The organism is Bacteriovorax sp. As-1 (assembly GCF_058446905.1).
Genome location: NZ_CP184341.1, coordinates 3545646 through 3571537 on the forward strand (window position 1 = coordinate 3545646; position 25892 = coordinate 3571537).

Sequence of the window (25892 nt, forward strand, 5' to 3'; positions counted from 1 at the left end):
ATGACTACTTTTTTTGTATACGACGCACTTTTTAGATTTGTGACAATTGCCTCTCGTAGACCCATTTCATCTGGATTAAAAAGTCACCTTAAAAAATATTGATCTCGACAAATTCCTCGAGGTTTCTCCTAAAAAATCCTAAGGGGCCTGAAGTTTAGGTTTTAAAACCTGGTAAGCGACCAGCGAAAGAAGTCCACATCCCAGAATCGTTCCGGTCATGGGAAGTGAAGTCCCGTTGTGAAAATGACTAACCATAAAAGAAGACACAGAGGCTAGCCCCCATTGCATACATCCAAATAAGGCAGAAGCCGTCCCCGCTCTATGTCCCTGGCCCGCCAGTGCTCCGGCCATGCCATTAGGTGTGACGAAGTTAAGAGTTGCAATAAAGATGAAAATGGAAATAAGAAGTACTGAAGCAAGAGAGCTAACCATCGGCCCTAAAAAAACAACCAATGAAGCGCTGGCCGCGATAGCAATTGTGTATTTTAAAACTTCATCAATTGAATAACGTTTTAAAAGAACTCGATTAATTTGTGAAGCAATCACTAATCCCATCGCGTTTAAACCAAAGATCCATCCGTAATAAATTTTAGGAATGCCGTAGAGCTCGATAAAAACAAAAGGTGAGCCAGCAATATAAGCAAACATTCCCGCTCTGATGGCCGTCACTGGAATGAGGTAACCGACAAACATGCGGTCTTTTAAAAGTTGGCCGTAAGATCTTAGCGTCGATGCGATATTTAATTTATGCAGACGTTTAAAGTGTGTTTCTGGGAGTAAGGCCATGATGGCCGCCAGACAAAAAAGATTTGAAAAAGCAAGAAGACCAAAGATCGCTCTCCAGCCAAAATAATTATTGATATATCCACCAATCGTTGGTGCTAAAATCGGTGCTAGCCCCATTACTAAGGCCATTGAAGACATAAAGTCTGCCACTTTTCTTGAGTCAAAGAGATCGCTTAAAATGGCCCTGGTGATAACCATCCCTGCACATCCACCTAAAGCTTGCAGGACACGCATAAGAATAAAAATTTCGATATTCGGAGCGAACATGCAACCAATCGTTGCAAAAAAATAGAGAATCATCCCACCTAAGAGTGGAAGCTTTCTCCCATAACGATCAGACAGTGGCCCATAAAAAAGCTGCCCCAATGCCATCCCGACAAAAAAAGATGACATGGAAAGTTCCACTTGATCAAACGATGTATGAAATTCTCTTTGAATATCTCCAAAGGCCGGAAGGTACATGTCGATTGAGAGCGGATCAAACGCCGTCAAAGCGCCAAGCAAAACAACAAAACCTTTGGAGTCAGTAAATGATTTAGATTTTAAAAGTGATTCTGAGTTCATACCTAAGACTATCTGAACTCAAGGGTTCTTTCCATTTCAAATCATAAATACTTATCATAAGAGTTTTAAATAGCTGATTCGTTCATAATTTGTTTAGGCGTATTTCATAGGTAATGAATTTTTTTGAATAAACCTTGAAAAGGCTTCCTTGCGATTGTCCTGAGCAAACTTCACTGCATCCAAAATATCGTCTAAAGTCATCGGTTTCTCAATAATTTTGACAGGAAATTTCTTGATTACCTCATCCAATAACAAGGCCTTCATATTGGCCGTGATAAAAATAATCTGAGATTTAATACTGTGCTGTTTACACCATTCTATTAACTGTGTCCCATTCATTTTCGGCATCTTATAATCCGTCATAATAAGATCGAACTTTTTTCTCTCTAAACAAGTCAGTGCGTCTTCCCCGTCCTTAGCAATCGTCACTTCGTGTCCTTCTTCCACTAAAATTTCAAAGATTGTCTCCCTAATTCCTTCATCATCTTCAGCTAATAATATCTTAAAAATTGGACCCATTGCATGCCTCCTCATTGCGCTTCTGATTTACAATTTTAATGCCAAACTATTTACTTCAGTTATTTTCAAATGTTTGCTCAGTTTCAGATGCTTAGTGCTGGAAATTTTCCCCGTATCTTCTCCCAACATTCCCTCCGAATCCCTGAACGTCACCAGGTTCTCTGCAGGTATCTCATTAAAGCTTCCATTGTAAGTGGGCACAGATTCCTTTAATATGGGCCTATTCACACAAGGACATCTTTCACCATGAAAAAAACAAATCATGTTTTCCTCATTCTTATGCTCGGCTCTCTGACAGCACTAGGTCCATTTACAATTGATATGTATCTTTCGGCCTTCCCGCAAATGGCACATTTTTTTCAAACAAGTGTGGCTCAAGTCTCGATGACACTTTCAAGTTACTTCGTGGGCCTTGCCTCTGGACAATTAGTCTACGGTGTATTGATGGATCGCTTTGGGAGAAAAAAACCACTCTATGCTGGTCTTATCTTCTATATCGTGGCCTCTATTGCCTGCGCTCTTTCTCCTAATATTGAAATCCTGATCTTCTTTAGATTCCTGCAGGGATTAGGTGCTTGTGCAGCCAGTGTCGCAGCCTTTGCGATGGTAAGAGATTTATTTACGCCACAAGAAAGTACAAAAGTTCTCTCTCTCTTAATTCTTATTTTAGGTGTCTCACCTTTATTAGCTCCAACGATTGGAGGATTCCTGGCCGTGCATTTTAGCTGGTCAGTGATATTCTATGTGTTGACAGGAATTGCTTTAACTATTCTTTTAGTGATCTCCCGCTTTCTGCCAGAGTCTCACCATGGAGATAAGGCCCACGTTTTAAAACCAATGCCGATTATTAGAAATTATCTTTCTATTATTAAAGAGCCACAGTTTTATGCTTTCGCTCTTTCTGGTGCAACGGCATTTGCAGGTCTCTTTGCTTACCTAGCTTCATCTCCAACGATCTTTATGGAAATTTTTAAAGTGACTGAAGCGGCCTACGGATGGATCTTTGCCATTATTGCAATGGGGATTGTTGGCATGAGCCAGTTTAACGTTCCTCTAGTTAAAAGATTTAAAAGCGAGAAAATCTTAATTGGTGCTTTCCTTGCACTCTTAAGCGTCAGCCTGGTTTTCTGCTTCTGTGCTTATCACGGCTACTACAATCTCTACTCGGTGATCTTAACACTCTTTTTATTCCTTGCTTGTATTGGTCTCTCCAACCCAAACTCAGCTGCTCTGGCCATGGCCCCGTTTGGAAAGAAGGCCGGAAGTGCCGCTGCCCTGATGGGATTTTTACAGATGGTCTTAGGGGCCCTCGCCTCATTAGGGGTGAGTTTATTAAAAGCTCAGACTCTTCTGCCAATTTCTATTTTATTCGTCGTCGTCTCATCACTGGCCCTTATTATCTTGGCCCTTGGGATGAGACAGATTGAAAATAAAATTGAAGTTTCTGGCGAACATGACATGGGGCCGGCACACTAAATTGCTGCAATAAAAGGTGCTGTTTGACCTTTTTAAACAGTGACTAACTGGCCCAAAGCTTTCTTCACTTAAACAGTATTTCATTCTCTTGATGCGTGCCTATGTCATAAATTTCTTGGCCTCTCCCTTACTCTCTGGCGAGTACTTTATTCAAAAGATCTCGAGGGCGGATAAAATGAACCGGTTATCAAGGCCAGTCTACTGTGCTGTCTGCTTCAAAGCAGTTTTGTTTTCGATGATACGTCTAAAACTTTTAACTAAGAAAACCAGCCAGAAGAAGTTTTTAACCTCGAAAAATAATTTAAAACTTGAGAGCAGGGTAAACTCCCTGCTCTCTTTTAGACAGAGGCCTTTACGACACTCTGAAAATGGAAGTGAACTCTCTCTTTTTCAGTTGAAAGCCATAGTTCATCGTGATCAATGTTGATGTCAAAGTTCATCGTTCTTTCTGGCAGCTCCTCAATATCAAATCCATCGGCCACAGAAAGATGAGTGATGTTTAAATGATCAAATCTTCTGATATGAGGTTCAATGGACTCAAACCATGATTGGGCCTGATTGCCATGATAAGTAAAAAGAGACACTTTTTTGGCCTTTGAGCACGCTTGCCTGATGCGCTTTTCTTCCAAGAGCCCCAACTCAATCCAGTGATCAATAGACCCATCATAATTGATCTTCCATAAATCTGGTTCTTCATCTGTTGATAAGCCTTTAGTGAGCTCAAGGCCATCTTGGCAAAGAAGCGCAAAGGCCATTAGTCGATAAATCATTCTGGTATTTGTTTCTGAAGGATGTTTGGCAATTGTTAAATTGTAATCTTCATAGTGATGAATGTTAAGATTCGCGACAGAGAGTCTGACTTTGTAGATTGTTGCTTTTAAGGCCATGGCATACTTTAGCCTAGAGAAGCTCATAAAGGAAGGAATACTTATTAGTGTTTCAGCAGGGTTAAAAATTTTAGAAATGATCAATTCCTGGCACTAATATTCTTTTTCGATATCGTAAACTTTAGAAATATTGATATCCTGACTCAGTTTGATACTTCTTTGATTTAAAATCTTATCCACACACTCCTTTGTCTGCCCTTCTTCTTCTGCTCCCAGGATATGAAGGTTGGTGTGCGTGCCATTCTTTAGGGCCCTATACTCTACTGTAAAAGAATTTTTGCGATAGCCGCTCACTTTACCAATGGCCGTTTTTCCGCCATCGCCGGAATTAAATTTGTAATAACAAGCGATGATGTTAGTTGTCTGAGAAGAGAGAAAATTATTTAAGGCCTGCATTCCCGAAGACTCTGCAGACTCCAGGTTAAAGCATGATGACTGATCCCCAAGCTCGCAGCCTTTTTTATAATAAGAAAGCGATCTTAAGGAATCAGTAGATTTCAAAAGATAGCCAAGCTTCGCACAAGAAAGGCCATTTTTTTGAGCACATTCTTTTTCAAGCATTGCGACGGTATCAGTTGCTTGGGATTTTTCTTTTTTAATTTCGCTTGCACACGAGCTTAATAATAAGGTCGCTATAAGAATGCTTATCTTCTTCATTTAAAAGTCCTCTTTGTAGTTCTTTTCGGGACCTTGCTTAAAAAAATTAAGCCGATATATGCGTAAGGCACCTTAAAAGCCGATCATTCCCATCAGAAAGAAAGACTCATAAAAATTTTTGAGCTTGCTGAAAATGGACTCATCTATGAAAATAAGTTTACAAGACTTATAGAGTTTTTTAGAGAAGAAGGTATCTTGAATTCTAATGATTTTAGTTCAGCTGCAAATGACCTAGAGCACATGATGCTTGTTGGGAAATTTTTAAAATCCCAACACAACATCAAGCAATACATTCTTATTCCAAATAACGGAACTTGATTAACGGGTACGTTTAAAAAAGTCTACCAGGTTATCAGCTAAAGCATCTTCAAACACTGAAGCAGCATGGGTACAAGATGTTAAAAGACTCACTTTCTGTTCAAACTCAATAATCGTCTTCACATTCGTTGTTTTGTCATTGACCGTGTAATCAACGTCAATAGTCCACTCGCCGCCTTCTCTTGAATTCGACACCAGGTCCATAGACTTGATCATGACTTCAATAGGTGTTCCGGTCTCTGATAGCTTTTTAGCAGCGATCAATTCTTGCTCGAACACTTCTCTGATAAAGGTCCCAACAGTGTTTCCACGTGGCATACTAAAAGTCGTCGTTCCACAACTCATTAGTTCGCTGGTTAATTTTTTTGAAACTTCGGGGTTTCCCCCTTTAATGGTTAGAATCTGATACATGCCAGAGCTCTTAGCAATCTCCATAGAAGACTTTAAAGACGGCTTATGGGGCTTTAGGCCCATTTCTGCACAACCAACCAAACTCAGGCACAGAAGACATAGAAGAAGCTTAAAAGTATTCATATTTGTCCTTTGGTTAATGGAAAAACTCAGATGATTTTTACATTTTTCTAAAGGCCAAACAACAATAAAATGTCCTTATTTTTAGTACTAATCAAAAATGGTCAACATCTTATTCAGGAATAATCTCCCAATCGAGCTCGAAGATAACCTTGTCGTATTCCATAAACTCACTGATGTGACCTTCCCCCGATAATCACCTCCAAAACCTAAATAAATCACCCTGTGTTATTATTAACAAAATGGAAAAATGCAACAGCTAACTTTTTTAGTAATGCCAACATAATGTCTCAATGAAATATTTTTCACTGAGACATCAAATCTATTTATTGTTCTAATGTACAAGCAAGATCTGCAAGCTTCACGCGCTCACCCAGTCCCCACCAAAATAATTTTGCATCCAATGTCTTCACATCAATATCTAGTTCGTACTCAAGAGAAAGATCTAAGTAAAAAAAGTATCCAACTTCACTTTTCCCAACAAGCTCTGTTTCATATTTCATCGCCGGGCCATGCTGATCATGTGAACCAATATCAAGATCTTCAACACGAAGACTCCATGAACGGCTTTTTTCAACGAATGTAAGTTGAGAGTTGCTCTTTAAGTTCAGTTCTTCGTTCTGCGTTTTAGTTAGATGAGTGACTCCGCATTCAAAAGCGCGGAAGCCATCAGCAAAGACAGATGATGAGAATAAGAAAGCTGCGATTAGTGCTAGATTTTTCATATGAATCCCCTTGTTTGTGGTCTTGCTATCAAAGGGGATCTTAAAAGTAAATTTGCTTTATCGGCTAGTGAACGAATTGAGGATTTTGTGAAATTTATAAATGTCTGAAACTAGTAAAATATGTCTGACCCTTGTCGCTTACTCTGCTTTAAGTGAATATTCACACGTGAATGATCAATTGGAAAGAATTACAAAAAATTCAAAATCCGTCAGATTCTAGGCGCGCCCGAGCGAACACGAGGGAGCGTACTCCCAGTACGTGACTGAGTGAGAGACGAGAAAGCAACGACGAAGATGATGGATTTTCAATTTTTTGGAGGAGACGGGCGGATTTGAACCGCCGGCTTTACGGTTTTGCAAACCGTTCCATTGGACCACTCTGGCACGTCTCCAAGGAATTAAAAAGATAAGGGGCATTCTGCTAGAACGCCCCTTATATGTCAATGATTTTTAAAGAAAAAACTATGCTTCGCGGATAACGTACTTATCTTTGCCTTCATCCACCATCTCTTTAAGTTCCTTACCAACTTTGAAGAATGGTACTTTCTTAGGTGGAACTTTTACGATTTTCCCGGTCTTAGGGTTACGTCCTTCGTACGCTTTATAGTTTCTGTTAGCAAATGACCCGAAGCCTCTGATTTCGATTCTCTCGTCTTCATAAAGCGCCTTAATCATGCTGTCGAATGTGATATTGATGATTGTCTCAGCTTGCTTGTGAGTAAGGTTAGCTTGTTTTTCAAGAGCTGCAATCAAATCTGCCTTAGTCATGGCCTGTCTCCTTAGAGTAATTAAATGCTATGTGATCTCTATCGGTTAGATCAAAAAGAAACTTTAGTTAGCCTCTAAATTAAGGCATCTTCCAATATCTCACTGCCAGCTATAAACAGGCTAACCTATTAGAATCATAGAATCAATCCTTAGTTTTCGTTTTTATTAAGGCAAACGCCCACCCGGGCCTAAAATGGAGGTAATGAAAAGCATTAAAGTTTGAAACGCAGAAGTCGATTAACTAACTAGGAATTTGGAGAACTTTAATATCCGCTTATGAAAAAGATAAAATTGCCTGCACACTTTTTATCTGTCCTGATCATGTCCGCAACTCTTGTGGTTGTGAGTTCATGTATTGGCGATCAGTCTGTGGCAAAAAGAAAAGGATATGTAAAAGACTTCTCTACTACAACTGGCAACGGTGGTTGCGAATCAAGTTACCTCATCTACTCCAAACCTTACGACACCTGTACTTCTGCATGTTCTGATGGCTACCACCTGGCGAGTCTTACTGAACTCTCTGAAGTAAAAAAAGAACTGGTGGACTCTGAAGGTTATACGATTGATGGTGTAAGCGCGACTGACATCCTGGCAAGAATCAACAACTCTGCAAACATTTGTGTGGCCGACGTCATTAAGGACGAACGACCAACAGAGGCCATTGATATCAAGAGTGACTTTTGTTCATGTATTAGTGGAAAATCGGATATCGTCAACAACTGCGAAAGCTTTTGTGCGGCCAAGACGCCTACAGATCAGCCGATGTTATATGTAAATACAATAATGGGAACAGACATTGCTCTGAACACAAAAATTGGGAACCTTCACAATTGGTGTACTGTTCAGTTAACAGAAGATCAAACAACTCCAGGCTGTTCATTGATGGCCACAGATGGAACAAATACCGTTAGTCTTCAAATGAACACAACTGCTGGATCAAACTCTTTTAGTGCCAACGTTTCAACTCTGACTAAAAATAAAACCTGGCTTCTATGGGTTCAAGAAACAAGAGCTGGTTCAAATGCCAAATCTAAAGAGTTCCAAATTCGAAGAATCAACCAGCCAACTGATTCAACAACTGGTGTTCTAAAAGTTACACCAATCAACCAATACACTTGTATGACTTATGGTGGAAAGGTCGATAACTCTGGTAATATTATCAGAACGACATTTGCCCGTATCTTCTATTATTTTGCGGCCAATGAAACTCCAGCACCAATTCCTCCTGCAGGGGGAACAAACCAGTCTCAAGTAGTCTGTCACGATGAACAGCTTCACGGTGTAACCGACTCTGCAGAGTGGGATCGTCTGGAGTTGATTCCTGGTGCTTACTCAATGTGGGATAAGGCCGACACTCGTTTTGTGGCGAAGGCCGAAAACAACAACAAACTAACAATCAATAAAACATTAGAAGAGCGCCTGTTAAGTGATTACAACATCACTGCAACAATTGATCTCTTCAGACTTCTAAGCTATCCAAACCGTCCGACGACGACATCTACTTCAAGTGCCAATATCCCACTTGGATACATTATGGTGCCATTCTCTGATGCGACAACTGGAAAGACTTATTGTCCGACTGCTACGCAGTTTAATGGAACTCAGCCGCTTTTAAATCTTCTGGGTGAGTTTATGGACGATACTGAAGGTCTATACCTGGCAGAAAAAGAAGCTGAGACTATTCAGGATGGATCGACTTACAAAACGCTATACGGAACAATGTTTGTCCGCGAGACGACTTTAAAGAGTTACGGTTTCTACATTGAAAACGGGATCAAGATTAAAGCAGACGCGGCGGCAATGCATACGAAGACTATTTATTTCTACTGGCCAACGAGCACGACAGCTGATCCTCTGACTCAAGGGGGAAGAAAACTCTTTACTGTGCGCACTCCAAGTACACTAAACGGTAACGTTCCAACAGGGCAAGCGACAACCGAGGCGACGACTGATAAGCGTATTGGTTGTGTGCCTAAATCTTAAATTCTAAAGAAATGTTTTTTTGAAGACCTTCGCCGCCGGCGTGAGCTCCTTTGCGTAGAAGTAGTAAACCACTCCTATTCTCAGGGCCATCATAAGAGTCACACGGATTAAGAAATAAAAAGCGGCCTTAATAAAAGACCTGCCCTCTCGGTGCATGATTCGCTTTAAGATAAAACCAAAAATAATAGTAAAGAGCATCACGCTTACAAACTGGATAAGACGCTCTTTATTTTCGACAATCTTAACCACAGACGGGATACTCTCCTTGTCTTTGATTAATCGAACGGCATAAAGGGTAATATTGGGAAATTGATCCATGTAAGGGCGAACAGGAGACTCTTTTGTTCCTTCATCCAGGCGCTTTAAAAGCTCAGCCTCAGAAAGCTTTTGAAGCGGCTCTAGCGCCACTCTGACAGACTCAGCATAGGAAGCGTTGGCCTTCAGAAGCTCCTCTTCTTTTTTGGCCTGGTGCTGACGAGCTCTTTGGATCGATTCCTCTTTGGCCTTTTCAAGAATAGAGCTCGGGCGAATTTCTTCAATGTCGGCCTCTTTAACTTCCGTTGTGGCCGCCTCTTGCTGGATATTGTGGATCTTGCCAGAGTCTTCCAAAACCTTTTCAGAATCGGTGTTATAGCGCTTTAAAAGCTTCTCCAGGTCTTGAGTGTCGTGCTCCTCTATTTCCTGGGTCTCTGCTGTGGAGTTTGAATCTTGTGTTTTGGGGTCTTGAGAAAAAGACAGGTCTCCCCATGAGAGGAGGCCTGTCACTATAAGAAGATAAAATAGATTAAGCTGTAGCTTTTTGTGCATTTCCACTTTTCGATTTTCTTGTCAGTTCATCAATAAACAGAGTCGTTGAAGCGGCAACATAAACTGAAGAGTATGTACCGAAGATGATACCAATTGACATCGCAAGGAAGAAATCTCTAAGGGCCGCACCACCGAAGAAGTACATCGAAGCCGCCACTAGAAGAGTCGCTACCGAAGTAAGGATCGTTCTTGAAAGCGTGTCGTTTACCGCGTCGTTAATGTGCGTTCTTAAACTCTTAGTCTGGTCACCATGGTCTTCGTGCTCACGGATACGGTCGTAAACGATAACGGTATCGTTAACTGAGTAACCGATGATTGATAGAAGGGCCGCTACCGTGTGTAGAGAGAACTCTGAGCCCACGAATGATAGAACCCCGGCAACAATGATAATATCATGAAGAAGTGAAACCATGACCCCTGGGGCATAACGGAAGTCGAAACGAATCGCCATGTATACCATGATCGATAAAATCGCCCAGAACATCGCTTTAACCGCAGACATACGAAGCTCAGCTCCGGCCTTTGGACCAACGATATCTACTTTTCTGATCTCTGCCGTGTTGTCAGCAAAAGATGTGTGAAGAGCTTGAGTCAGTCTTTCTGTTGTTGCGTTTAGTGAAGCTTCATCAGCAGAAACCTTAATAAGGATTTCGTTGTCCTGAGGCTGGCCGATAGTCTGAACGCTCGCCTCATGAAAGCCTGACTTTGTCAGAGCATCACGAACTGTGTCCAGGTGAACTTCTTTAGCAAACTTTGTCTGAACCTCAGCACCACCTCTGAAGTCGACACCATAATCCATCTTATAAAAAATCCCATAAAGAGAAATCAAAGTGATAATCAGAGAAAACGTCATAACGTATTTACGTTTCCCCATGAAATCAATCGTCGTACCGTGTTTAATTAACTCGATCATATAGAATTACTCCAAACTTTAAATTAAATACTCAGTTCTTTAGCGTCCGATTTTTCCATATATAGTTCATATAGGATTTTCGAAACGTAGTACGCTGTATATACCGTAACCGCGATACCGATTAGAAGCGTGATCGCGAAACCTCTGATTGGACCTGTACCAAAGTTCAGTAGACAGAAACCTGCTGCTGCTTGAGTGATGTGGGCATCAAGAATCGTCCAAAGGGCCGAGTTGTATCCCATATCGAAAGCTTTGTAGCTGCTGATTCCTTTTCTGACTTCATCCCTGATCTTCTCAAAGATAATAATGTTGGAGTCGACGGCCATCCCTACTGTCAGCGCGATACCTGCAATCCCTGGAAGGGTAAGTGTAGCATCAATCGCAACCAAGATAGCTACGGTGAAAAGAACGTTTAATAAAAGAGTCACGATCGCAATCACACCTGAGAACTTGTAATAAACAAGGGCAAATAAGAATACGAGACCACAACCGATGAAAGAAGCAATTTTTGCTTTTTCAATTGAGTCGTTACCAAGGTTTGGACCAACTGTTCTTTGCTCAAGGAAATCAAGCTGAACAGGAAGAGCACCAGCTCTTAGTACAAGAGCAAGGTCGCGGGCTTCAGTCATTGTCTTATTGAAGTTTGCTCCACCACCTAAAGTGATCTGAGCGTGTCCACCAGCAATTTTCCCCTGGATCATTGGAGCTGAGTAAACGTTACCGTCAAGAACAACGGCCATTCTGCGGCCAACGTTTGCGCCAGTTGTTTCTTCAAAGCGCTTAGCACCTTGAGTTTTAAATTCCATAGAAACGTATGGCTGATTTTTTTGTGGGTCGATTTGAACGCGGGCATCTGCCAGGTCATCCCCAGTAATTCTTGGAGTCGCTTCAATCACGTAAGGAATGTTAAGAGACTCATCGTGAGTTGGAGATTTTTCAAAAGCAAGCTCATGCCCTTCCGGAATGTCTTTTACCAGGAATTCGTTCATCTTTTTGATGTATTCAGAGAAACGCTCACCTTTTTTATAAACGATACCAGCAGCTTTTGCTTTTTCCATCCACGCCTGAAGAGTTTGCGGAGGAATCGTGTCGTTTACGATTTTGAACTCAAGCTTAGCAGTTTTACCGATAAGTTCTTTTGCTCTTTCGATATCGCGAACACCTGGAAGCTGAACAACGATTCTATCTTCACCTTGTGCGATGATTTCTGGTTCTGTAACCCCGAATTCATCGATACGGTTTCTGATAACTTCGATTGATTTTCCTACTGACTGCTGCTCAATTTGAGTCTTAACCGCGTGGGCCATAGCAATCTCTAGCTTGTCGCCTTCTTCTTTTGTGATTCTGATTGTGTTGCCGAAAATCGCTTTGATTTTTTTCTTAGCGTTTTCCATGTCAGAAGCTTTATTAAGAGCAATGACCTGTTTTGGGTCAATTGGGTCTGTGGCATCAAGAGCACCGATAGTCATACCGATCTCTTCATCTTTTAGAAGTGATTCAATCTTTCTGGCACTTGTCTGGATTTCATCGCGATAAACTTTTTTAAAGTCGATCCCTAGAACCATGTACAGACCACCTTGAAGGTCTAGACCTAGATTGATTTTTGATTTGACCGGATAAGATCCATTTTCATCAAACTTCATCACTGTTGGTAGTAATACGATTACCGCTGCGGCAATAAGAACGAGTAGTACACTGAAGCGTACCCACCAGTTGGTCTTCATCAAAAAACTCCCTTTTAATAGACAAAAGTAACTATACTTTCTGGATGTACCAGAAAGTATAGTTGATATATTTATGAAATTGCAAGAACGGTTTTACGACTCTTTTGTAGATTCAGATGAGTCAGTTTTGGCTTCAGGTGATTCGACTTTTTGAGCAACAACTTCTACGTCTGCCTTTTTCCCCTGCTCAGCTGGGGTATGAGGCTTGTTGATCTCGTTCATCATTTCGTCGCGTGCCTTTTGAAATTCACGCACTGCTTGACCAAGACCTTTTGCTAGTTCTGGGATCTTTTTCGGCCCTAGAAACAGGATCGCGATCACAAAAATTAATAATAATTCACCAGCACCTAATCCAAACATATAAACTCCGTGGTTTTATTTTTTAGCAGACTCAGTAAGAGTTTTGTAAAGACCGCCAATCTGGTTCTTTAAAACTTTGAATCGCACACCTTCAGAAACTTCTACAGTCACTACTGTATCAGTAATTCCATAAACTGTCCCAATAAGGCCAGATTTGGTATAGATCTCATCCCCTTTTGCTAGTTTTTCTAGCAAGGCCTGCTCTTCTTCATATTTTTTCTTCTGTGGTCTGATCATAAAGAAATAGAAAATAACAAAGACAACAACTAGCGGAAGAAACTGCATAATTGGGTTTTGCGCTGGAGCGGCACCTGCAGCTTGTGCAAAAGCATTGGTTGACGAAAGTGCTACGATAGCTAAAAGTGATTTTAACATTTTGATTCCTTATTATGTAGCTGAACTCTTAAAGCAGAATTCAGTGTATTAATTGTCATAAAGTAGTAAAAACATTACACTGGAATGTTTTTTCAGCTCCACATGTTTGATGTGTAAGAGTTATAAAACTTCGAGTAAAACTCGTCAAACTTATCTGCCTTAATCGCTTCTCTTGCATCACGAGTCATTTGCAGATAGAAAAATAAATTGTGATACGTAATCATGTTGCCCGCGAGATATTCTCCCACTGTAAACAAGTGACGAATATACGAACGGCTGTATTTGCGACAAACCTTACAGTTGCACTCTGGATCTGGCGGAAGAAGATCTTCTTTAAAGCGTTCTTTTTTAATATTTAAAGGCCCGCCCTTTGTGAGGAACTGCCCGTTTCTGGCATTTCTCGTAGGAAGAACGCAGTCGAACATATCAATCCCTGAGCGGATTCCGTTTAAGATGTCTAGCGGCTTTCCAACGCCCATTAAGTAGCGTGGCTTATCTTCTGGCATCGTGTGCACAAAATTATCTAAGAAACTGACCATCTCTTCATTTTTTTCGCCGACAGAAAGTCCACCCAAAGCAAAACCTTCGAAGTCCATTTCTTTTAATCTTTCCATACATTCAGTTCGCAGATCATGATGTAATCCCCCCTGAATGATCCCAAAAAGATTTTGGTGATCCTTAAGTTGGTAATCGCGACAGCGTTTTGCCCATCTAAGAGTGAGCTCCATGCTTTCTCTTAAACGATCCTTTGTCGCTGGAAGTGCTGGGCACTCGTCAAAGTTCATCACGATGTCAGAGCCTAGCGCTCTTTGAATCTCCATTGATTTTTCTGGAGAGATTAAATGTCTTGAGCCATCTAAGTGCGATTGAAAAGTCACTCCTTCTTCTGTGACTTTGTTCATCGATGAAAGAGAAAAAACTTGATAGCCACCAGAGTCAGTTAAAATCGCGCGGTCCCATTTCATAAATCCGTGAAGGCCTCCGCCAACTTTTTCAATCAGCTCATGACCTGGGCGAAGATAGAGATGATACGTGTTCCCCAGAATGATCTGAGCGTTCATCTCTTCAAGTTCTTCCTGCCACATTGTCTTAACAGAAGCTCGAGTCCCTACCGGCATAAAAATCGGCGTTTCGATTTCTCCGTGAGCAGTTGTAATCACACCTGCACGGGCCTTTTTTGATTGAGCGATTTTTTTAAATATCTTTTTTTCAGTTGTCATAATTACCTTAAAATCAACATGGCATCGCCGTAAGAAAAGAAGCGGTATTTTTCTTTTACTGCGAGTTCGTAAAGCTCCATCGTCTTTGGTCTACCGATAAGAGCTGAGACTAACATAAGAAGTGTAGATTCGGGGAGGTGAAAATTGGTGATAAGGCCACTGACGCTCTTCACATCTACGCCCGGATGCAAAAAGATCTGGGTTTTATAGTGTTCGTTGGGAGAAATCTCCTTTCCGTAACTCGACTCCAGGACTCGTAAACTGGTCGTCCCGACCGCAAAAACGTTTTTCGCGTTTCTAATTTTCGATAAATTTTCTTCATCAACAAAATACTCTTCCGAATGCATGACGTGGTCTTTTAAGTGGGCCACTGTCACCGGTTTAAAAGTCCCAAGGCCTACGTGAAGAGTAACAAATGCGCGCTCGATATTGGATTCTTTTAATTTTTCTAACAGGTCATTAGTGAAATGCAATCCTGCTGTAGGGGCCGCTACAGATCCTGTGTGTTTTGAATATACTGTTTGATAATTTTTTTTATCTTCCTCATCACTTTCTCCTTTTCTGATGTAAGGAGGAATAGGAATAAGAGCGTGGGCTTCAAGATAATCCAGAAGATTTTTAAATCCTGTTGGCAGACTTACCTTTACACCAAAAGTTCCATCGGAAAAAATGTCGGCCACAGACACTTTCATGTCCGCTGCAAAAGTGTATTCATCTCCGATATTCTTTTTTGATCTGGTTTTAATCAGCGCCGGGTAACTTCCGTTTTGATTAGTCTCATGTGAAAGGAAAAAAAGCTCGGCCTTGCCGCCGCTTTTTTTATTTCCCAAAAGTCTCGATGGAAAAACTTTGGACTGATTAAACACAATCAGTGAATCGGCCGGAAGGTAGTTGGGAAGATTATAAAAATAATCATGAGTAACCGTGTCTGTCTTTTGATTGTAGACCATAAGACGCGATTGGTGGCGGTTGACACCATCAACTGGTCTTTGGGCGATCAACTCAGGAGGTAGATCGTAGTGATACGATGATAAAAGCAGGTCTTTTTCGCTGCTCTGGTCTTGTGGATAACTCATGAATAATTAATTAGCATGAATGATTTCCATTGGCCCTTTTAAAAAATCCAAATGTGTGAAAAAATAATTGTATGTTAAAGAAAAGACTCTTTTTAACATTCATTTTCTCATTCGGGGCCATCGCTTCAGAAGCGCCATACCCGGATTTTGAGGCCGAACTCCGCGCCCTGGAGACCAATCAGCTAAAAGTTGAAGAGCTCCAAATGAGAAACGTTGATGCCGTGACGGGCGTTCTAAGCGAGGGCGACCTGATTAGCGACGACGTCTCTACTGGACTGGCCGGAATTCAAAAAGAGACCCTAAAACCTGTTTTAGAGGCCAAAAAAGCTCCTGAGACATCTGTTAAACCTCGCCGAATCAGAGCGAGATAATGTAACTAATCCTAACGGCCGACTGTCTAAACTTTAGACAGTCGTTATTTCTTATTTATTACGTAAACTCTTACTTTGCCGATAAAGTACCATCACTATGGGAATCAAAACTGCCACACGTCTATTTTTTCTTTCCACTATGCTGCTTGTTTCAAGCTGTGTAGAAAACCCTATCAAAATTGACCGCAGGCCAGTTGAATCCGATGCAAAGACCGACGACGGAACTTCTGGTGGCACTACCACTAATGGAGTCGATTCATCTTTAGTTTTTGCCGGAATCACTTCACTTACTCACACCGATTCAACAGTGACTTTAAACTGGACGGCGCATGCCGATGCTATCGCCTATGATGTTTACGACATCGTAGCAGGTCTGCCGGTATAAAATCAGGCGAGATCGTTCACTTGTTTTCTGATTCTTCATGCACAGATGAAGTCGCAACAGGCACGGCCACTTCATCAAGCATAGATTTGGTCTCAAGTAATCTTCCCTTAGGTCTTGCAACCTTTGCAGTTCAAATTGAAAACTCACTGGGGAACTTATCAACTTGCTCAACAGCGACAGCGACTTTCACCAGAACATGCCCGCAGACCTTTGGTGATTTTCTACAAGTCCCTGCAGACAACGCCGTTGGTGTTTCTGCGGATTTTTGTGTTATGAAATACGAAGCGCGTTTTTATAACATCAAACCTTTTTCAGGAAGCGCCGGTGCAGCCTGGAATTATATTTCTCAAGTCAATGCTCGCAAGGCCTGTGCCGCTCTTGGAAGTGGTTACGGTCTAATATCTAATCCTGAGTGGCAAGCTATTGCCAGAAACATTGAAGACCAAAATAGCAACTGTCTTTATAATACAGGTGCCAATACTTGCGTCGGAGCAGGAAGTTTTGTTCACAAGAGAACTCACAGACTCTCTACTGGTGAAGACATCTGGGATATTTCAGGAAACGTTGAAGAATGGGTTGACTGGAGTGTGACTTGTAATGGGACAAGTTGTGATAAGGCCTATAAGTTTGGAGACACAGTCGATTACTGGCGAGATTATTCTGAACTCGACACCAAAATCAGCTCAAGCGATGTCATCAATATCAACACGGCCTTCTCGGCCCACTCAACTTATAATTATGGAAACAATGTTGGTTCCTACAACCCCGGCTCATTAACAGACAGAGAAGCCGTCATGAGAGGCGGTGCCTGGTACAATGGTGGTGTGGGTGGGATTTTCAATTTAAGTTTTTACGACCCATCACTGGCCTATGAGCAGTTTGGGTTCCGCTGTACTTATAACCCTTAGGCTAAACCTTAAGCTTTCTTTTTTTGCATCAACTGCTGAGCTTGAAACATCAGCTCGATAGCTTTTTCAAAAATCGCATCAAAGATTTTTTTCACTTCAAGAAACATCGGGTACGACGTCACCTGAGATAAAAACATCTGCATAATGCTCTCTAGGATGGGAATTAATTGATCGAGACCAGTCTTCTTTAAGATCAGGTCTAAAATGCTGTTAGCTGCTTCCACGTCAACTCCATTGTTGCTGACAACGTATAGTGGATTAGAACTTTTTTTACTGTTGTCTGACATTGGCCCACTCCTCGATTCTTTCGGCAATTCCCGTGAACTTCTCGCGAAGCTCAGTGAACTCCTGCCCCTTAAAATCAAAAACGGATTTTCTTCCTGATAATGATTTTACAAGACCTGCTTTATTTAAAAAAGGAGAGAAGACTTTCCCCTCACCGATCTCATGATCCACGGTTTCAATAATTTTTGTCAAATCATCATTCTCTTGTTTTCTTCTTAGATCAACTAAATTAGGCACATGAAGGACGATATCCGGAGATTTAACGATTCCCATATCAGAGATGTCGGACAATACCTGATAAAAATGCTCCAAACCTTTTTGTGAAAAATCGTCTGCTTTAAATGGAATGATGACCCCATCGCTGGCACAAAGGGCGTTGATCACTAAAAGCCCAAGTGTCGGCGGGCAATCAATCACGATATAGTCATAACGGTCTTTAAGTGTGTTGATCTCTAAAAATTTTCTCAGGATCAACTGTCTTGGGGCATTGATCCCTGCCACCGTTAAATCAAACCCAGAAAGCTCCTGGCCTCCAGGAATCAAATCCACAACCGCATTGCCTTTAGAGTAATGAAGAATTTCCGAAAGCATCGCCGGAACGTGAATCATCTTTAGTTCTTTAATCGAGTTGATTAAAAGATGGTGAAGGTTGTAATTATTTTTCGCTTCAAATAAAAGAGTGAGATTGGCCTGCGGATCAAGATCGATCGCCAGGACTTTCTTCCCTTTTTGTGCCAGAGCAAAAGCAGTGTTAAAGGCCATGGTCGTTTTTCCAACGCCACCTTTTTGATTGATGAAACTAATAATTTTTCCCATCTCTTCCCTCTTTTAAACTCTGTCTCTGAACATAAAAAACGCCGCCATCACCAGGCAAAGGCTGGCGTAGAGGAAGTTTTTTGTCAGAGGAACTTTCATGTATAAAACCGCAAAAAGTCCAAAGACAGTCATCGTAATAACTTCTTGGGCGACTTTAAGCTGAGCGATGTTCATGTGCTGAATTCCGATCCTGTTGGCCGGAACCTGGAAGCAGTACTCAAAGAAAGCAATTCCCCATGAGATGAGAACAACCATCCAGAGCTTTGAGTGTTGGTTGTGTTTTAAATGCCCGTACCAGGCAAATGTCATAAAGAGGTTTGAGATAACCAGAAGGCCTAAGCTTCGAAACATTAAAAACGTCCTTGTGTTTTAACAAGGATAGTTTAGCGAAGAAAAAATGGGGAGACAATGCCTAATAAGGGTATGTGTGTTTAGCGTCCGAAGCATATCCACTTACTGGGATAATACAGCGCATACCGATGTCTGGGCGTTTATCGGCCTCAGGGACAAGCTCTGAAGTAAATCGTCCAGAAAGATTTCCTGAACGGTAGCTACCACCTACAGCGAATGAACCAACATGTGTAGCCCCGAGATTAACAGCAGCTCCATTAATGATGATACCATCTTCGTGAAGTTTATTGGTTGTGATTCCTGAAGAAGGACCAATGTTCAAGATCCACGGTAAGGCCGCTGAGTCTTCATAGGCCGTCATACTGTCAATGTCACCATTGATTGGAAGGGCCAATGGGAATGAGAATTTTGTCGCTCCAAAAAGTTGATCAGAGAATGTCCATTGAGTTAACCATGCATCTGTTCCTGCAGTCGTTCCACTTCCGTCAGCATCGTTATATGGTCCAGATTTTAAATCCAAGGCATACGGAGTTCCAGCCCCATCAAAGTTATAAGCTTCGTATGATGAACCAGTGACCGGAGTACAAACATAAGGAGAAGAACAATCCATCTGATCTTTTGTCCATTCAGCTACGTTTCCGTATAAATCCTGAATCCCAAAACGAGACACACAAGCTTCAGTTCCTTTACTGCTTGCCCACGCAATTGACCCAGTATAAAGCGACTTGATTCCAGATGAAGCTGTGCCTGGAAGTGAGTAGATAAAACTTGTCGACGGAATGGCCGAATCAGTGTAGGCCGTCTCCAATCCACTTGCAGCACTACCGTTACAGCGAGATGTTACGTTTAGAGAGAACCCTTGTTCCATTTCTGTAATTTCAGGATCGGTGATATTTAGTTTATGAGAAGCATACCCCATATAATCTTTTTTATCTGGAAGTGAGACAGCTCCAAAAGTCATTCCTGGAACGATTACATTTGCCGCATTCTTAACTGTTGGCACAGTAGGAGCCGTTCTTGCTGAACAAATAACTGCTGCTTTTGCTTGAGTCACATTAACCAAAGGAGCATTTAAAGCTGAATTTAAAATATTAGCGATGCTGGCCACTGCTGTTGCTTCAACTGTTTCCCATGTTGTACCGCCAGCACTGCGGTAACATGTCCCTGTTCCGCGGTCATAATAAAGTCCATTGGCCGCAACCTCATGCCCTACTGCTGCTGCATTGTAAGTAGGAGCTCCAATACCAACACATCCATTAGCTGTACAGGCCGGCGCAGCTGCGTACGGACATCCTAGTTCTTGAGTATCAACAAGCAAGTCTCTTCCGTAATCATAATAACCTGATGACGTACCTGGCCCAATATAAGGACAACGGAAATTATTAGATGTATCCACATAGTTAGGACTAGTTGATGTTGTAATGTTCATTCCATTACAAATTTCTTGGTTTACAATCCAACGGTGAACAAAAGTATAATTAGATGGTGCTGCCATTACACGCACTTCAGAAAATATTTCTGGCGTATATGTCGGAAAGTTTCTTCTATTTTCGACCGGACGAACAACATAGAAATACACTTTACCCGCAACCGCAGTTGTATCAGTAAAAGTTCTTACACTTGGATCAGCAATAGTAAAAACTGATGTCGAACTCGTATTTTTGAGGTGTCCACCTTTGAAATTAAAATCTGCACCGTGTTCACGGCGATAAACGTTCCACCCTGCAATCTGAACTCCGCTTTCAGGGCCCGAACCAACAACTGTAAACGGCTTCCATGCTAAAGTAACTTTAGATGGCTGATACAATGTTGTATCCCAAACAAGATTCGTTCCACTGTAAACACTCTGACGGCATGTTTTATCTTCTATTGTGTAATAAAACTGATTTGCCGCTGTTGGTGTTGGTGCTGGGTCAGCTGCAAGATCTTTAATAAATGGGGCTGCATTTTTAGCAGTAATTTTCGCTCCAATGGAGTGAGCTGCTGCAGTTGTCGCATTAGCACCGCGAACTAAACCTGTAAATGATGTCGAAGTCTTCGCAGTGTAAGTCATCTGCTCTGTATCAACTGTAATAGTTCCAGCTTCCGGGAATCCAGCAGTAGAGACAACATTTAAAACCGTTCCCGATGAAGTAATTGCAACATCTACGGTTGTCACTGCAATCGCCTTTGTTATCGGGCAAGATGTGTTATGGTCTACCCAAGTAAACTCAGTGGCCCCAGTGCTTCTATAACAACGAAGATTAGTTTCATCCCAGTAAATTGTATTCTTAGCACTTGGAACAATAGATCCATTCGGGCTTGCTGACCCTTTACAATCTTTAAGTACGTTGCTTGAACTACAATTATTTTTATCAGTCGTCACATTGTATTCACAAGAAATATCCGTAGCCGCGACAGGTGCACCTGATTTATTTGTTTTTAAACCGACAGATGAAATATTGTTCCAGCCACCATGAAGAGCTGCAATCGGGTGAACAATAAAGGCGAAGCTTTTCGTCACAGCGCTTGTTCCATCACTAATTGTTACACTAATGTTCGCATTTCCAGAAACCCCATCAACAGGATCTAGTTTTAGATAAATTTTATGTAAACTAGCATCATCAGCTGCTGACGCTTCAAGCATAGAGCCAATGGCACGAGACTCACCAGCATCTTCAACACCGTTATCATTTAAATCATAAAAAATGCTAATAGAAGAAACTGGCAGAACGCTGGCATTGTCTGTTGTAATAGCAGAAACGCTCATCGGCTGCAGGTCTTCATCTGTAGTAGCACCGTCATCCTCATCAACAAGAAATCCTTCAGTTTGAACGTCTCCACCTTCATTTGTCTGAATTGAAGTAAAGAATGAGCGGAAGACTGGAGGGTCATCAACAGAATTAACCGTTAAAACAAATGTGCCTGTCGTTGTATCGATACTTGGAGCTGTTGCTCCACCATTATCTTGAACAGTTACAGTAATAGTCGACGAACCCGACTTATCAGTTGCCGGGATATAAGAGATTTTATAATTCGTCATCGCTGGATCTAGTGCCCAGCTTGTTGCAGATGACTTATAACATTTATTGTTTGATGTATTGAGATAGTATTTGTTAGCTGCTGAAGGCGTACCTGTTGGTGCAGCGGTACCGTATGAAGTTGAATCTGTAACATCAATATTACAGTTTGCCGGATAGGCCGTTAACGATGGATATAGTTTCCAATTCGAAGTTCCTGTTCCAGTTGCAATGTAACAACGAAGATTTGTGATATCGAAATAAAGCGCTCCAACTCCACTTGGTATAACACTTCCTACAGGTGTCGCTGTCCCTGGCCTATAGTTTAAACATGCCACGTTTGGAATCAAAGTTGGAGCTGAACTCAATAGAGACACTGTCGTTAACTGTGATGCTTCATATGAGCTACCGCTTGGTCTTACATAAATATTTTTGTAACTAACCGATGCCCCTGCTAAGTCTTCATCAATACTCATGGCCGAAAGAGGAGTCACAACTGTATCAGATGGACTATTGGGCGCAAGTGCAGCGTTACTTAATAATGGAGCATCGTTAACTCCCGTGATCGAGAGCTTAACTCCCTGGGCATTAACTGATGAAGCTCCCAGAGAATCTGCCACTGAGTAATAAAGACATACATCACCATAGAAATCTAAATCTGCATCAACAGTAATTGTCGCAGTACATGTTCCATCGACCGCACAAGTTGCAACAGCTGGCGCTGGAACGTTGGCATGGACTTTAGAATTTGGAGAAATAAAAGGCATGTCTGCAGTCGTCATTGCTGGACATGTCGTCGAAGCTAAAAGAGTTTCGTTAACTACCGCACTTATTGTCATTTGAGATGCATAACTGTCTACATCTTTAAATGATACGATGATCGAGTGTCCAACTGTCTCTTCATTAAAAATTTCTGTATGTGAATATGGTGATCCTAAATAATCTCTGGCAACCATCGGAAGATCATTCGTCGAAGTCACATTAACCTGAATCGTTCCCGTATTTGTAGAACTAGAAATCCCGTTGCTTACTCTATAAGTGATAGTGTCAAAAGCATCTACACCACCAGTTAAATAAACGGCCCCTGATGTTGGTGTCGCATTATTACTAGCTGATCCACCACTTGCCACCACCAATTTATTGGCCTGTGGATGATTGTTGATTAGCTCAACAACTTTTAGAGTTGAAGTGATTCCAAGGTTTATATAAACAGTAATAGCGTCCCCATTAACTCTTACAAAGCTATCTTGATATGAGGAAACTAAACCAAATGCTTGAGATCTACTAAAAGGTGAATTGCTATCTTGTAGGTCAACATACTCAATAGAGATTTTATTATTTGCATAAGAGCCATTCGCTACGGCCGTAAATACTGCAGGATTAGCTCCCGCATTCGGGATTGAAACAGTAGCGGCCGCTGGACTTGACGTCGTATACGCATCTCCATTTGTTGGTGTATATGTACAAGTCGTATCATATTTGCCAGTTGTTGAACCTGTCTGGTTCATACAGTTTGTCACTGTCCCTTTTGAGGCCGAAACAAAAGTATATTGAAAATTTGCAGATGCTGTTGAATTGATGTCCCCAGCAGCAGGAATCGTAAAATTAATACCTGTTGCAGTTGATGTATTACTTTCAGCTCCTGTCACGTTAAGCGACTTAGCCACCGGTTGTAAGTGAGTGCTCGCCGTCGACATAGGTGTAATCGTCAAAGAAACGGCCTTAGTCGCACTCTCCCCATCCACATCAGTAATCGTGTATGAGAAACCAGCACTGCCCGACTTATGAAGTTTTGGTGAAATTGTTGTTGTGCAAACGCCAGCAGAACACTCACAACGGTTGTTAACCTGAGTCTTAAAAGGAGCGAACTCCTGAAGCATTGTTTGCCCTAAAGTATAAAAGTTCTGAACATTGGCTTCACCAGGATGGTTAGTTGCTAGAGTCAGAAGGTTTGTAGCGTATGACAAGAAAACAGTCATGGCACTATCGATACTCGCTTGAGAGAAGCTAGTTCTCATGATCGTTAAAGCATCCAGCATATTAGTTCTATAAGTAGCGGCAGTTGCTGTATCTGGAACAGGAATGCTGTTAGCTAAATTATAGAAGGCCGAATAAACATCGGCAGCTTTATTTGTTAGGCCATTATTTAAAAGAAGCGGCGAAATCGCTTCCACATTTGATGAGATCGCAGACACCTTACAAGAGATGGCCTGGTCTTTATTGGCATCTGTATAGGTCAAGATGATTGTTTTTGGAGTTTCCTCGGCCAGAGTGTCGGAAGACTTCGTTCCTACAGGCTTATATCTTTGCTCCTCAATACTATAACAACTTCTCGTCACCGTACTAAACGCTTCGTTCTCTCCACACACAGCTTTTTTCTCCGTGGCCTTAGGCACACAGGCAGACACCACAAGCATTAATGTGGCGAGCTTTAAAGTGTTGATCAAACTCTTATTCAGTAGCATCTAGTCGTAACTCCTCAACTACTTATCGAAAAATATGATGTGACCTTTACTATTTTATCTCCTACATCCATTGTCAGGTACCTTTCTTTCCCATTGGAGAACTCCCTATAAAAACCGAGTGTTCTGCAAGGTCTTTGCTAAGGGGTGGAAAAAAAAGTGTGTCTTTTTATTGGCGGGCCTCATGGTAAAATATAAGTATGAAAAAACACTCTACCTTACTGTTTCTGTTTGGAATTCTCATTTTTTCTCCCGTAAATAATTCTTACGCCAAAGAAGAACTGACCGTTATTCAAACAGTCTCTAAAGACCGCAGGTCATTTGTGGTGGCCAAAGGGATTAAAGATGGAGTCATTAAAGGACAGGAAATCATTTTTGCTAACGATAACGTCAGCGTGGTCTGCAAGGCCGCTGAAGTTAACCGCGATTTTTCTCTTTGGGTGCCTGTAGATCGCACGGTCACAATTCCTTTTAACAGAGAAGATATCGTCAGCTCCAACTCTACTGTCTACGGAAACGTGGCGCTGGAAATCGCTGCTGATCCAGGCCTTACACCCGACATTAACTACAATGAAGTTTACAAAAAATTCAGAGCACAAAATAACTGGGCGATTAAGGCCAGCTACAACAAAGGTCTTACTCAGTCTTCGTCTTCTGTTGCCGATGAAAAAAATTCGAGCCGCTCGGGCTACAACGTAACTTTGGAATACAACTACCGCTTCCTGCCTGAATTTGAAATGAGTTTTGGCGCAAGAATGGATAATGAAGTCTACAGAATCGAGAACCCGGAACTGGATATTCCTACAAAAAGAATCATGGGAACCGTGGCAGCAACTTATCATTTTGTAACCTTCTCTGATAACAAAAATAATTTTTATCTTACTGTGGCCGCGGGCCTTGGTAAGTCCGAAACCACTGTCGATGACGACAAAAGCTCAGGACGTGTCACTCTTTTACCAGAGGCCCGCTTGGGATACATGATGCCTTTTTCAAAAAATCTTGCCATGGTCTTTGAAGGATCTGTTGAATCGTTAAGCTCTACAGAAACCTTCTCAAATGGCACGGAACAAACCACGAACATCCTAAATTTCAGGGCCACTATTGGCCTTAGATTTTAGACTTCTTCAAACCTAGGGTCTTTGTTTCCTGGAAGTGCATAAGACTCTCCAGAAACTTTTTTCATAAACCCTACACTCGCTTTAACTTCAGGTCTCTTAATTGCCCTGACGTTATCCTTGTGAACTTCCTTTTGTGTTTCTTCCCCCTGTACACCTTTAACTGTCACCACCAGAGTATCAACCACCGATCTTAGGGAATTGGCCTGGTAAAAAAGAGACTCAGCGGCAGCCGCTGCCTGGGCCGATTGACCTCAAGTATGATGATCGTCTTCCTGAAATTCGCTTCGTCACTTCTTAACTTTAACTTAAGACATAGATCAACAATCGGAATGATTAATCCGCGCACATTTATTATTCCGCTTAAATGATTTGGATTGAGAGGAACACTCGTAATATTCTTTTCTGCAATCACTTCTTTGATTTTTAAGATTGATACTGCATAAGAATTATTTTCTAAACGAAATGAAATGTATTTCATAATTCCCCCCTCGAGAAAGAGTTTAGTGAG

At 41.6% G+C, this 25892-nt stretch carries 27 protein-coding genes and 1 tRNA gene; 7 read left to right on the top strand and 21 right to left on the bottom strand.

What is annotated here, in order from left to right; all coding sequences use genetic code 11:
- Positions 1-138: 138 nt before the first annotated feature.
- Positions 139-1350, bottom strand: coding sequence for a multidrug effflux MFS transporter (locus ACN20O_RS17935; protein ID WP_491635766.1), 1212 nt, complete (start codon positions 1348-1350; stop codon positions 139-141).
- Positions 1351-1443: 93 nt separating this feature from the next.
- Positions 1444-1869, bottom strand: a complete 426-nt coding sequence (locus ACN20O_RS17940) for a response regulator (RefSeq protein WP_491635768.1) — start codon at positions 1867-1869, stop codon at positions 1444-1446.
- 246 nt (positions 1870-2115) lie between these two features.
- On the opposite strand from ACN20O_RS17940, the gene ACN20O_RS17945 reads away from it, so the two are divergent.
- Positions 2116-3345 (top strand): multidrug effflux MFS transporter, encoded by a 1230-nt coding sequence (locus ACN20O_RS17945; RefSeq protein WP_491635770.1) that lies wholly within the window; start codon positions 2116-2118, stop codon positions 3343-3345.
- A 338-nt stretch (positions 3346-3683) separates the two neighbouring features.
- Here ACN20O_RS17945 and ACN20O_RS17950 read toward each other — a convergent pair whose 3' ends face one another.
- The gene (locus tag ACN20O_RS17950) at positions 3684-4259 is read right to left on the bottom strand and encodes a YaeQ family protein (RefSeq protein WP_491635772.1); all 576 of its coding nucleotides are present in this window, start codon (positions 4257-4259) and stop codon (positions 3684-3686) included.
- A gap of 66 nt (positions 4260-4325) precedes the next feature.
- Positions 4326-4889 (bottom strand): hypothetical protein, encoded by a 564-nt coding sequence (locus ACN20O_RS17955; RefSeq protein WP_491635774.1) that lies wholly within the window; start codon positions 4887-4889, stop codon positions 4326-4328.
- 195 nt (positions 4890-5084) lie between these two features.
- Between ACN20O_RS17955 and ACN20O_RS17960 the strand changes: the two genes are divergently transcribed.
- Positions 5085-5207, top strand: coding sequence for a hypothetical protein (locus tag ACN20O_RS17960; RefSeq protein ID WP_491635776.1), 123 nt, complete (start codon positions 5085-5087; stop codon positions 5205-5207).
- Here the strand turns inward: ACN20O_RS17960 and ACN20O_RS17965 are convergent, their stop codons facing one another.
- From ACN20O_RS17965 to ACN20O_RS17980, 4 genes are all read right to left on the bottom strand, one after another.
- Entirely contained in the window at positions 5208-5741 is a 534-nt protein-coding gene (locus tag ACN20O_RS17965) for a hypothetical protein (RefSeq protein WP_491635778.1), read from the bottom strand.
- 323 nt (positions 5742-6064) lie between these two features.
- Positions 6065-6463, bottom strand: coding sequence for a hypothetical protein (locus ACN20O_RS17970; protein ID WP_491635780.1), 399 nt, complete (start codon positions 6461-6463; stop codon positions 6065-6067).
- Between the two features lie 314 nt (positions 6464-6777).
- A tRNA-Cys gene (locus ACN20O_RS17975) sits at positions 6778-6855 on the bottom strand.
- 70 nt (positions 6856-6925) lie between these two features.
- Complete coding sequence (locus tag ACN20O_RS17980) at positions 6926-7231, bottom strand: HU family DNA-binding protein (RefSeq protein WP_102243728.1); 306 nt, start codon at positions 7229-7231, stop codon at positions 6926-6928.
- 276 nt (positions 7232-7507) lie between these two features.
- Here ACN20O_RS17980 and ACN20O_RS17985 point away from each other — a divergent pair, with 276 nt between their 5' ends.
- A complete protein-coding gene (locus tag ACN20O_RS17985) occupies positions 7508-9214 on the top strand; it encodes a hypothetical protein (RefSeq protein WP_491635782.1) in 1707 nt (568 codons plus the stop codon).
- Positions 9215-9217: 3 nt separating this feature from the next.
- Here the strand turns inward: ACN20O_RS17985 and ACN20O_RS17990 are convergent, their stop codons facing one another.
- The 7 genes from ACN20O_RS17990 to queA form a co-directional block, all read right to left on the bottom strand.
- A complete protein-coding gene (locus ACN20O_RS17990) occupies positions 9218-10027 on the bottom strand; it encodes a hypothetical protein (RefSeq protein WP_491635784.1) in 810 nt (269 codons plus the stop codon).
- A complete protein-coding gene (secF, locus tag ACN20O_RS17995; RefSeq protein WP_491635787.1) occupies positions 9999-10934 on the bottom strand; it encodes a protein translocase subunit SecF in 936 nt (311 codons plus the stop codon). Before secF ends, ACN20O_RS17990 begins: the two co-directional genes overlap by 29 nt.
- Positions 10935-10957: 23 nt before the next feature.
- On the bottom strand, positions 10958-12658 hold the full coding sequence (secD, locus tag ACN20O_RS18000; RefSeq protein WP_491635789.1) for a protein translocase subunit SecD: 1701 nt from the start codon (positions 12656-12658) through the stop codon (positions 10958-10960).
- Positions 12659-12751: 93 nt separating this feature from the next.
- Positions 12752-13018, bottom strand: a complete 267-nt coding sequence (tatA, locus tag ACN20O_RS18005) for a twin-arginine translocase TatA/TatE family subunit (RefSeq protein WP_102243733.1) — start codon at positions 13016-13018, stop codon at positions 12752-12754.
- A 15-nt stretch (positions 13019-13033) separates the two neighbouring features.
- Positions 13034-13393, bottom strand: coding sequence for a preprotein translocase subunit YajC (yajC, locus tag ACN20O_RS18010; protein ID WP_142409429.1), 360 nt, complete (start codon positions 13391-13393; stop codon positions 13034-13036).
- A 92-nt stretch (positions 13394-13485) separates the two neighbouring features.
- Positions 13486-14613 (bottom strand): tRNA guanosine(34) transglycosylase Tgt, encoded by a 1128-nt coding sequence (gene tgt / locus ACN20O_RS18015; RefSeq protein WP_491635792.1) that lies wholly within the window; start codon positions 14611-14613, stop codon positions 13486-13488.
- A gap of 2 nt (positions 14614-14615) precedes the next feature.
- On the bottom strand, positions 14616-15689 hold the full coding sequence (gene queA, locus ACN20O_RS18020; RefSeq protein WP_491635794.1) for a tRNA preQ1(34) S-adenosylmethionine ribosyltransferase-isomerase QueA: 1074 nt from the start codon (positions 15687-15689) through the stop codon (positions 14616-14618).
- 71 nt (positions 15690-15760) lie between these two features.
- On the opposite strand from queA, the gene ACN20O_RS18025 reads away from it, so the two are divergent.
- From ACN20O_RS18025 to ACN20O_RS18035, 3 genes are all read left to right on the top strand, one after another.
- Positions 15761-16060: a hypothetical protein gene (locus ACN20O_RS18025; protein ID WP_491635796.1), complete on the top strand. Its 300-nt coding sequence runs from the start codon at positions 15761-15763 to the stop codon at positions 16058-16060.
- Positions 16061-16157: 97 nt separating this feature from the next.
- Positions 16158-16445 (top strand): hypothetical protein, encoded by a 288-nt coding sequence (locus tag ACN20O_RS18030; protein WP_491635798.1) that lies wholly within the window; start codon positions 16158-16160, stop codon positions 16443-16445.
- A gap of 20 nt (positions 16446-16465) precedes the next feature.
- Complete coding sequence (locus ACN20O_RS18035) at positions 16466-17353, top strand: hypothetical protein (RefSeq protein WP_491635800.1); 888 nt, start codon at positions 16466-16468, stop codon at positions 17351-17353.
- Positions 17354-17361: 8 nt separating this feature from the next.
- On the opposite strand, the gene ACN20O_RS18040 is transcribed toward ACN20O_RS18035, so the two are convergent.
- The 4 genes from ACN20O_RS18040 to ACN20O_RS18055 all read right to left on the bottom strand — a co-directional run bounded on the left by ACN20O_RS18040 (position 17362) and on the right by ACN20O_RS18055 (position 24269).
- Positions 17362-17640 (bottom strand): hypothetical protein, encoded by a 279-nt coding sequence (locus tag ACN20O_RS18040; RefSeq protein WP_491635802.1) that lies wholly within the window; start codon positions 17638-17640, stop codon positions 17362-17364.
- Positions 17624-18454, bottom strand: coding sequence for a ParA family protein (locus ACN20O_RS18045; RefSeq protein ID WP_491635804.1), 831 nt, complete (start codon positions 18452-18454; stop codon positions 17624-17626). Before ACN20O_RS18045 ends, ACN20O_RS18040 begins: the two co-directional genes overlap by 17 nt.
- A 12-nt stretch (positions 18455-18466) precedes the next feature.
- On the bottom strand, positions 18467-18805 hold the full coding sequence (locus tag ACN20O_RS18050) for a DMT family protein (protein WP_491635807.1): 339 nt from the start codon (positions 18803-18805) through the stop codon (positions 18467-18469).
- A gap of 61 nt (positions 18806-18866) precedes the next feature.
- Positions 18867-24269 carry a hypothetical protein gene (locus ACN20O_RS18055; protein WP_491635809.1) on the bottom strand — a complete coding sequence of 1801 codons (5403 nt, stop codon included), beginning with the start codon at positions 24267-24269 and terminating at the stop codon, positions 18867-18869.
- Positions 24270-24466: 197 nt separating this feature from the next.
- Here ACN20O_RS18055 and ACN20O_RS18060 point away from each other — a divergent pair, with 197 nt between their 5' ends.
- Positions 24467-25384 (top strand): hypothetical protein, encoded by a 918-nt coding sequence (locus ACN20O_RS18060; protein ID WP_491635811.1) that lies wholly within the window; start codon positions 24467-24469, stop codon positions 25382-25384.
- On the opposite strand, the gene ACN20O_RS18065 is transcribed toward ACN20O_RS18060, so the two are convergent.
- Both ACN20O_RS18065 and ACN20O_RS18070 read right to left on the bottom strand, forming a co-directional pair.
- Entirely contained in the window at positions 25381-25569 is a 189-nt protein-coding gene (locus ACN20O_RS18065; protein ID WP_491635813.1) for a hypothetical protein, read from the bottom strand. The genes ACN20O_RS18060 and ACN20O_RS18065 overlap by 4 nt on opposite strands.
- 5 nt (positions 25570-25574) lie before the next feature.
- Positions 25575-25862: a chemotaxis protein CheW gene (locus ACN20O_RS18070; protein ID WP_491635815.1), complete on the bottom strand. Its 288-nt coding sequence runs from the start codon at positions 25860-25862 to the stop codon at positions 25575-25577.
- Positions 25863-25892: the final 30 nt, after the last annotated feature.

Excerpts from the sequence above, each read along its gene's own strand:
- ACN20O_RS17935 (WP_491635766.1), bottom strand. The coding sequence starts at position 1,350 with ATGAACTCAGAATCACTTTTAAAATCTAAATCATTTACTGACTCCAAA.
- ACN20O_RS17940 (WP_491635768.1), bottom strand. The coding sequence starts at position 1,869 with ATGGGTCCAATTTTTAAGATATTATTAGCTGAAGATGATGAAGGAATT.
- ACN20O_RS17945 (WP_491635770.1), top strand. The coding sequence starts at position 2,116 with ATGAAAAAAACAAATCATGTTTTCCTCATTCTTATGCTCGGCTCTCTG.
- ACN20O_RS17950 (WP_491635772.1), bottom strand. The coding sequence starts at position 4,259 with ATGAGCTTCTCTAGGCTAAAGTATGCCATGGCCTTAAAAGCAACAATC.
- ACN20O_RS17955 (WP_491635774.1), bottom strand. The coding sequence starts at position 4,889 with ATGAAGAAGATAAGCATTCTTATAGCGACCTTATTATTAAGCTCGTGT.
- ACN20O_RS17965 (WP_491635778.1), bottom strand. The coding sequence starts at position 5,741 with ATGAATACTTTTAAGCTTCTTCTATGTCTTCTGTGCCTGAGTTTGGTT.
- ACN20O_RS17970 (WP_491635780.1), bottom strand. The coding sequence starts at position 6,463 with ATGAAAAATCTAGCACTAATCGCAGCTTTCTTATTCTCATCATCTGTC.
- ACN20O_RS17980 (WP_102243728.1), bottom strand. The coding sequence starts at position 7,231 with ATGACTAAGGCAGATTTGATTGCAGCTCTTGAAAAACAAGCTAACCTT.
- ACN20O_RS17985 (WP_491635782.1), top strand. The coding sequence starts at position 7,508 with ATGAAAAAGATAAAATTGCCTGCACACTTTTTATCTGTCCTGATCATG.
- secF (WP_491635787.1), bottom strand. The coding sequence starts at position 10,934 with ATGATCGAGTTAATTAAACACGGTACGACGATTGATTTCATGGGGAAA.
- secD (WP_491635789.1), bottom strand. The coding sequence starts at position 12,658 with ATGAAGACCAACTGGTGGGTACGCTTCAGTGTACTACTCGTTCTTATT.
- tatA (WP_102243733.1), bottom strand. The coding sequence starts at position 13,018 with ATGTTTGGATTAGGTGCTGGTGAATTATTATTAATTTTTGTGATCGCG.
- yajC (WP_142409429.1), bottom strand. The coding sequence starts at position 13,393 with ATGTTAAAATCACTTTTAGCTATCGTAGCACTTTCGTCAACCAATGCT.
- tgt (WP_491635792.1), bottom strand. The coding sequence starts at position 14,613 with ATGACAACTGAAAAAAAGATATTTAAAAAAATCGCTCAATCAAAAAAG.
- queA (WP_491635794.1), bottom strand. The coding sequence starts at position 15,689 with ATGAGTTATCCACAAGACCAGAGCAGCGAAAAAGACCTGCTTTTATCA.
- ACN20O_RS18025 (WP_491635796.1), top strand. The coding sequence starts at position 15,761 with ATGTTAAAGAAAAGACTCTTTTTAACATTCATTTTCTCATTCGGGGCC.
- ACN20O_RS18030 (WP_491635798.1), top strand. The coding sequence starts at position 16,158 with ATGGGAATCAAAACTGCCACACGTCTATTTTTTCTTTCCACTATGCTG.
- ACN20O_RS18040 (WP_491635802.1), bottom strand. The coding sequence starts at position 17,640 with ATGTCAGACAACAGTAAAAAAAGTTCTAATCCACTATACGTTGTCAGC.
- ACN20O_RS18045 (WP_491635804.1), bottom strand. The coding sequence starts at position 18,454 with ATGGGAAAAATTATTAGTTTCATCAATCAAAAAGGTGGCGTTGGAAAA.
- ACN20O_RS18050 (WP_491635807.1), bottom strand. The coding sequence starts at position 18,805 with ATGTTTCGAAGCTTAGGCCTTCTGGTTATCTCAAACCTCTTTATGACA.
- ACN20O_RS18055 (WP_491635809.1), bottom strand. The coding sequence starts at position 24,269 with ATGCTACTGAATAAGAGTTTGATCAACACTTTAAAGCTCGCCACATTA.
- ACN20O_RS18060 (WP_491635811.1), top strand. The coding sequence starts at position 24,467 with ATGAAAAAACACTCTACCTTACTGTTTCTGTTTGGAATTCTCATTTTT.
- ACN20O_RS18070 (WP_491635815.1), bottom strand. The coding sequence starts at position 25,862 with ATGAAATACATTTCATTTCGTTTAGAAAATAATTCTTATGCAGTATCA.